This is a genomic window from Dielma fastidiosa (genome assembly GCF_000313565.1).
GTDB lineage: Bacteria > Bacillota_I > Bacilli_A > Erysipelotrichales > Erysipelotrichaceae > Dielma > Dielma fastidiosa.
This window is the reverse complement of record NZ_HE578928.1, coordinates 293,476-300,398: the sequence shown is the minus strand read 5'-3', so window position 1 is coordinate 300,398 and position 6,923 is coordinate 293,476. Positions and strand designations below refer to the sequence as shown.

Here is a 6,923-nt window from a genome sequence, read left to right as displayed (position 1 = left end):
TTTTTTTTATGCTTAACCAAAGAAAAACTCACGAATAACCATAATAGCCATGAGTTCTTGCATGCATAAGTTTTATAAATTTACTTTAATTCATCCAATGAATTCATTACCAATTGTGTAAAATGTCCTGGTTTAAATGGAATATGTCCTGCTTTCTCAATTAGAATGAATTTCTTTTTAGGAGCTGAAATCTGTTTAAAATAGTCCTGAGCCATTTCATAAGGTGTTATCCAATCGCAATCGCCTGCAATAATCAGCACTGGAACTTCAAATGTGGTTATGTTATGTTCCGGCAATTCCTCCTTTGAAAAAAGCGTTTTATAGAGCTCTTCTTGAATGTGAATGAATTTCTTAAAATTAAATAGAAGAGTTAAGAACCATTTGAAATCATTAAAAGATAAATAGGGTGAAAATAGCTCAGCGGCAAAGGGTGTATTTTCACCGCTTGGCAAATATTTTCCGGTTAACTGCCGCAATTTCATAAATTCTTGCAAATCTGCTTCTTGGCTTGTATGCACGATCTGCAATTGTTTTTTAATCTTTTCTGCATCTTGGTTTTTACCGGCCAAATTTGCTAAACGAATGGCTTCATCGACCGCATGCTGTTCACTTTTCCAAACATCATGAAATTGACCAACTCCCACATATGCGGCAACTTTTTCAGGATGCTTGCTGACATAGGCTACACCTAAAAATGTCCCCCATGAATGTCCCATTATTACTACTTTATCCTTACCAAATTCTCGGCAGGCATAATCTACTAATTCATCTAAATCAGATAAGAGTAATTCAAGGGTTGGCTTATCAGCCTCTTTATTTCGGTAGTAAGTGTTTGCACAGCCACGCTGATCCCAGTTGATAATCGTATATGCCTTTTCTAATTCAGCTTGCCAATAATAAGAATAAAAAGCCATAGCATTCCCCGGCCCGCCATGCAGCATGATGATTATCGGGTTTGATCGATCTTCTCCGCGAATCTGGATGTATTGTTCGATACCGCCAAGTACAACATAATCTGTTTTTTGAATTCCTGCGGCTGTGCGTATTTTATATTTCTGCGCTTTAATGAAGCGAATCATTCCAAAAATGATGGAAATGGCAGCAATTCCACCTAATACAATTGTTAAAATCATTTTAACCTCCATTCAGCATCATCGCTGTGTTATTATTCAGTTAAATAAATACATCAGGCCATTTGAATAAATGCCGATTTTTCTCATTATATCATGGCTGGTTTTAAAAGGAAATGATGCAATTCAGTGAGTGAATTATCAACAGTTGTGAGAGTTGCTGACTTATTTTCTTTTTATCATATCATATTCTCATCATATTCTCGTCAAATATTGATTAGAATGACGAGATGTGATATGATAATGACGAAAAAGAGGAGGCTTATTTATGAATTTCCAAGAAAGTTATAATGTAGAGCTTAAACGTGAAGTCGTCGAAGATATAAGAAAGGAAATCATTGCCTTCGCTAATTCGGAGGGTGGGACACTATATATCGGAGTCAATAATGATGGCTCAATTTATGGTGTGAGTAATATTGATGAAACAATGCTGCAAATCAGCAATATGGTTAGAGATACTATCAAGCCAGATATTACGATGTTTATGCGTTATGATATACTCGAACAAGATGATAAAAAAATTATTTCGGTAAATATTCAGCGAGGAACCAATCGTCCGTATTATTACACAAAAAAGGGATTAAGACCTGAGGGTGTTTATGTTCGTCAAGGCACTTCATCAGTGCCTGCTACAGATACTGCAATTAGGCAAATGATAAAAGAAACAGATGGTGATAGCTATGAGGAAAAACGTTCTTTAGAACAAAGTCTGACTTTTGAGGCAACTTCAAAAGAATTCAAACAACGTGAACTGGCTTTTGGCTTGCGGCAGATACAGACATTAAAGATAATAAATGCAGATGGTATCTATACAAATCTTGGATTACTGTTGTCTGAACAGTGCGTACACACAATTAAAATCGCTGTATTTGAAGGGTCAGACCAGAATGTTTTTAAAGATCGTAAAGAATTCACCGGTTCGTTAGTGCAGCAGCTAAATGATGTATATAATTATATTGATTTACACAATCAAACTTACTCAACGTTTGATAAACTGCTGCGCATTGATTCAAGAGATTATCCAGAAGTAGCAGTAAGAGAAGCACTTCTAAATTCAGTTATACATCGTGATTATGCTTTGCGGGCTAGTACCTTAATCAGTATTTATAAAGATCGTATTGAATTTGTTTCGGCTGGGGGGCTTTTACCTGGTATTACGCTTGATGATGTGATGTTAGGTTTATCTGTCTGTCGAAATCAAAATCTGGCTAATATATTTTATCGACTGCAATTGATTGAAGCGTATGGTACAGGCATTAAAAAAATAATGAATGCTTATTCGAATTGTGCAGATAAGCCAAAAATAGAAAGTACAAGTCATGCTTTTAAAATAATTCTTCCTAATAAAAATGTTAATACGCCAACTTCGAACATCGATTTCATAGACAAGAATGAGAAGATAGTATTTAATATTGCGAAAGAAAAAGGATTTGTTACAAGGGCTGATGTTGAATGTCAATTAGATGTCAGCAGTTCAACGGCTTCAAGATTACTTAGAAGCATGAAAGATAAAAATGCTCTTTCACTACAAGGGAAAGGTAAAAATATTAAATATGTTTTAAATCAGTCACATGGCAATTAGATCTCAAAATAAAACGATTTCAGTATCTATTGTGTTAATCAATAGCTTCAGAAATCGTTTTTTGTTTATCCTGTGTGTTTAAGCTGTTCCTCAATCAGCGATAGTGAAAGCTTCATCGCATGCAGCAACGGTACATACCTTCTGTATTGTACACTTCCTTCTTCATACTTTTGCTGCGCCTTTTCACATTTACTGATAATAGATAGGATTGGCGGCAGTGCTTGTCTTATCTCATCATCCTGATACTTGCACGTATCGTCATCAGTTAATAATGACTTGGCAATTATTAAAGCCTTAAGACGATTCTTCAATAATGAATGCTGTGAGGTGCCAGCCTTAAATTTCAGCTGTGCCTTCTCACAATTGGCTATCGTTGAAGTAATTATCTGAATCGCTGCTGTGTATTCTTCAGTTGTATTATTCATGTATGCCTCCTACCCTGTAATTGGAAAACATTATAACATACTATGTACCTTTTTCCCAAAGCTGCGAAATATTTTTGCTTTAATAGAAATTAAATAACGCGCAAAAAGTGAAAATGGCAGGTATTTCACCCGCCATCTTTATAGTTATTCTATTTAATTAATATCTCGGCAATTTGCACAGCATTTGTTGCCGCTCCCTTGCGCACCTGATCACCGCAGCACCATAGTGACAAACCACCATGATCACTCGCGATATCCTCACGAATGCGGCCAACAAAAACAAGATCTTGATCACTTGTATCAAGCGGCATCGGATATACACGATTAGTTGGATCATCTTTTAAAACACAACCTTTTGCCTTAGCGATTACGGCTTTTGCTTGTTCAACACTGATTGGCGCTTCGCACTCCAAGGCGATAGAAATACTATGCGAACGCATTATCGGAACTCGTACACAAGTGCAATTAACCCTAAGATCAGGCAAATGCATGATTTTACGGCCTTCATTCTGCATCTTCATTTCTTCACTGGTATAACCGAACTCATTGAAATCACCAATTTGCGGAATTAAATTATAAGCGATTTGGTAAGGAAATGTGTTAACCTCAGCTGGCTTCCCATGGCCTAAAGCCATTACTTGCTGATTCAGCTCTTGAATTCCTGCCACACCGGCCCCCGAAACGGCCTGATAAGTTGAAACGATCATTTTTTTGATCGGAGATATTTTATTCAATGCGTTTACTGCTGTCAAAGCGATGATTGTTGAACAGTTTGGATTAGCAATGATGCCTTTATGCAGTGCTGCATCCTCAGGGTTGATTTCAGGTACAACTAAAGGAACATCCTCAGCCATTCTGAAAGCACTGGAATTATCAATCATTACAGCACCAGCCTTTATGATCGCCGGCGCAAATTCCTTCGCCCATTGATTATCGACAGCACTCAGCACGATATCCATTCCCATAAAAGCTTCAGGACATGCAAGCTGCACATCGATTTCCTTTCCTTTAAATAATATTTTCTTTCCAACACTGCGCTGACTGGCCAGCGGCCTTAATTCTTTAACGGGAAAATTCCGCTCTTCCAGCACTTTTATCATCTCTTGACCAACCGCACCCGTTGATCCCAATATCGCAACATTATAAGTTTTCATAGTTCACATTTCTCCTCTAGCCGATGAAGCGTTCATACATTACGCGAATCGTCTTTTCAAAATCCTTATTCTCAACACCGACCACAATATTGATTTCATCGGAACCCTGATTGATCGTACGAATATTAATATCATGTTTACCCAGTTCACCAAAGACCTTGCCGCTGATACCAGGCCGATAGACCATGCCGCGGCCAACAATGGCAATCAGTGATAGATTTTCATAAGTTTTTATTGAATCGGGATTTACACTCTCTTTAATATCAGCTATCAAATCATAGATACAATTCTCTACCTTTTCACTGGCAACAACGACCGAAAAGGAATCAATGCCTGATGGGATATTTTCAATACTGATTTTATAATTCTCAAATACCTGCAGCACACGGCGCACAATGCCAATCTCATTGGACATATGCGAGCGATTGATCGTAAATGCAGTGAAATTCTTGCGACCAGAAATTCCGGTAATAAAATGCGGCGGGTTTTTCTTATCTAAAGCACTGCAGTCTTCCATGATCATCGTTCCAGGGTTATCCGGTTCATTCGTGTTTCTGATGTTGATAGGAATATTTTTTTCTTTTACAGGGAAGATAGCCTCTTCATGAAGGACATTCGCTCCCATATAAGATAATTCACGCAATTCATTATAAGTTATGCTTTCAATACGCCGAGGGTTCTCAATGATTCTTGGATCAGCTACCAGAATCCCGGATACATCTGTCCAATTTTCATAAACATCAGCATTGATCGCGTTCGCTAGGATAGCACCGGTAATATCTGATCCGCCCCTAGACATTACTTTAACCATGCCGTTTGGCAATACGCCATAGAAACCCGGAACAACTAAACGTGTATGTTCCTCCAAAATCTTTTCAAGAGCGCTTTGTGTCTTTTCAAAATTAATCGATCCATCATAATTAAAAATAATAAAGGAAGCAGCATCGGCAAAGTCAAAACCAAGATACTCGGCCATTAAAAGACCAGTCAGATATTCGCCTCTCGATACAAGATAATCAATACTCATATCACGATTCATTTTTGAGCGGATTTCCGCAAATTCCTTCTGTAAATCAGTTTTCAGCTTCAGATCCTTTTGAATCGCATAATAACGCTCTTCAATCAGCGAAAAGATATTCTCGTAAGAAACCCCATATTTCAAATGCGCATGGCATAAATATAATAAATCTGTGACTTTGTTATCGTCTTTAAATCGTTTGCCAGTAGCTGAAACAACGACAAACTGCCGAGACGGATCACTCTCAATGATTCGCTTCACTTTTTCAAACTGCATTGCATCGGCAACACTGCTGCCGCCAAATTTTGATACTTTAATCATGATTTTCCCCTCAGACTTTCTTATTCGCGGATACCGGCAAAGAAAAGCTTATATCCCTGCTGCCTTAACTGCTTTGACAGCTCATGCATCTTTGCGACAGACAGCTTACCTGTTTCATAGAAAACACCATCAGCATTTGATTCATAGGCGCGGCTGATTTCCTGTAAGGTTTCACAAGCTTTATCGGTATGCACATAATAAGCGTGAGTTTCATTTTCATTATTAACTTTGAGTGTCTTATCAAGTACAATTTCATAGTCTTTAGCTTCATCAGATGCGATATCAAGAAGATCCTGAACCACTGCATTCGCTGTTGGCAGTTTGCCCGCACCCTGTCCATAAAATTTCAAATCACCAATGGTAACACCGCTTAATGAACAAATATTAAAATTGTCAGGAACATTTGCTTCCAGAGAATTTTCATTTAAGAGTGTCGGCTCTACATATACTGCCAATTCATCATTAAGGCAGCGAATGACCGCTAAGAGCTTGCAGACCTTCTTTTTGCGGTGAAAATAATCAATGTCTGTACAGGTCAGATCACGAATGCCAAAAACCGGCACCTCTTCCTTATATACATAGGTGTTGTGTGCGATGCCTGCAGAAATAATGGCTTTATTTTGAACATCGATGCCATCGATATCCGCGCTTGGATCATATTCCGCATAGCCTAGCTTCTGCGCTTCTTTTAACACTGCGTCAAAATCAGCTCCGGACTTATGCATTTGATCCAGAATATAGTTAGTTGTGCCGTTAAATATGCCGGTGATTTCAAAAATATCATCAATTCTGGCATAACGCTGGAGGTTCTTAATCCAAGGAATACCGCCGCCGGTACTTGCTTCAATTAAAAAATAACAATGATGAGCCTTTGCAGTCTCAACAAATTCTTTAAAATTAGCCGCAATTACAGCTTTATTTGCGGATACAACGTGTTTGCCTTTGGTCAAAGCTTCTAAAATATATTCGCGAGCCGGATGCAGACCGCCCATTACTTCAACAATAATATCTATTTCAGGATCATTTACTAAATCAGCATAGTTACATGTATAACGTGCATCTTTGCAGTCTTCTGGCGATTTGACTAAAATGCGCTGAATTTCAAGCGATCCTTTTAATTTTTCTATAATTTCTACAACTCCGCTGCCAACCGTACCGCAGCCCAGTAAACCTATTTTCATGCTTATCCTCCCTCACAGACATACATTTAACGCGCTATGTCTTTAAAATAAAAACACTTGTATTTAAACTGAAAACATTGTATCATAGTGCTATGTTAATTGCAAGTTGAAA

General features: G+C 38.0%; 6 protein-coding genes. 1 reads left to right on the top strand and 5 read right to left on the bottom strand.

From position 1 onward, the window contains the following. Positions 1–80: 80 nt before the first annotated feature. Positions 81–1,133, bottom strand: a complete 1,053-nt coding sequence (locus DAHG_RS13315) for an alpha/beta hydrolase (RefSeq protein ID WP_022938847.1) — start codon at positions 1,131–1,133, stop codon at positions 81–83. A 265-nt stretch (positions 1,134–1,398) separates the two neighbouring features. Here DAHG_RS13315 and DAHG_RS13310 point away from each other — a divergent pair, with 265 nt between their 5' ends. Continuing rightward, positions 1,399–2,712 (top strand): RNA-binding domain-containing protein, encoded by a 1,314-nt coding sequence (locus DAHG_RS13310; RefSeq protein WP_022938846.1) that lies wholly within the window; start codon positions 1,399–1,401, stop codon positions 2,710–2,712. A 65-nt stretch (positions 2,713–2,777) separates the two neighbouring features. Here DAHG_RS13310 and DAHG_RS13305 read toward each other — a convergent pair whose 3' ends face one another. From DAHG_RS13305 to DAHG_RS13290, 4 genes are all read right to left on the bottom strand, one after another. Further along, on the bottom strand, positions 2,778–3,137 hold the full coding sequence (locus tag DAHG_RS13305) for a hypothetical protein (RefSeq protein ID WP_022938845.1): 360 nt from the start codon (positions 3,135–3,137) through the stop codon (positions 2,778–2,780). Between the two features lie 149 nt (positions 3,138–3,286). After that, complete coding sequence (locus DAHG_RS13300; RefSeq protein ID WP_022938844.1) at positions 3,287–4,291, bottom strand: aspartate-semialdehyde dehydrogenase; 1,005 nt, start codon at positions 4,289–4,291, stop codon at positions 3,287–3,289. Between the two features lie 16 nt (positions 4,292–4,307). Continuing rightward, complete coding sequence (locus DAHG_RS13295; RefSeq protein ID WP_022938843.1) at positions 4,308–5,630, bottom strand: aspartate kinase; 1,323 nt, start codon at positions 5,628–5,630, stop codon at positions 4,308–4,310. A 20-nt stretch (positions 5,631–5,650) separates the two neighbouring features. Further along, a complete protein-coding gene (locus DAHG_RS13290) occupies positions 5,651–6,811 on the bottom strand; it encodes a homoserine dehydrogenase (protein WP_022938842.1) in 1,161 nt (386 codons plus the stop codon). Between the last annotated feature and the right edge of the window lie 112 nt (positions 6,812–6,923).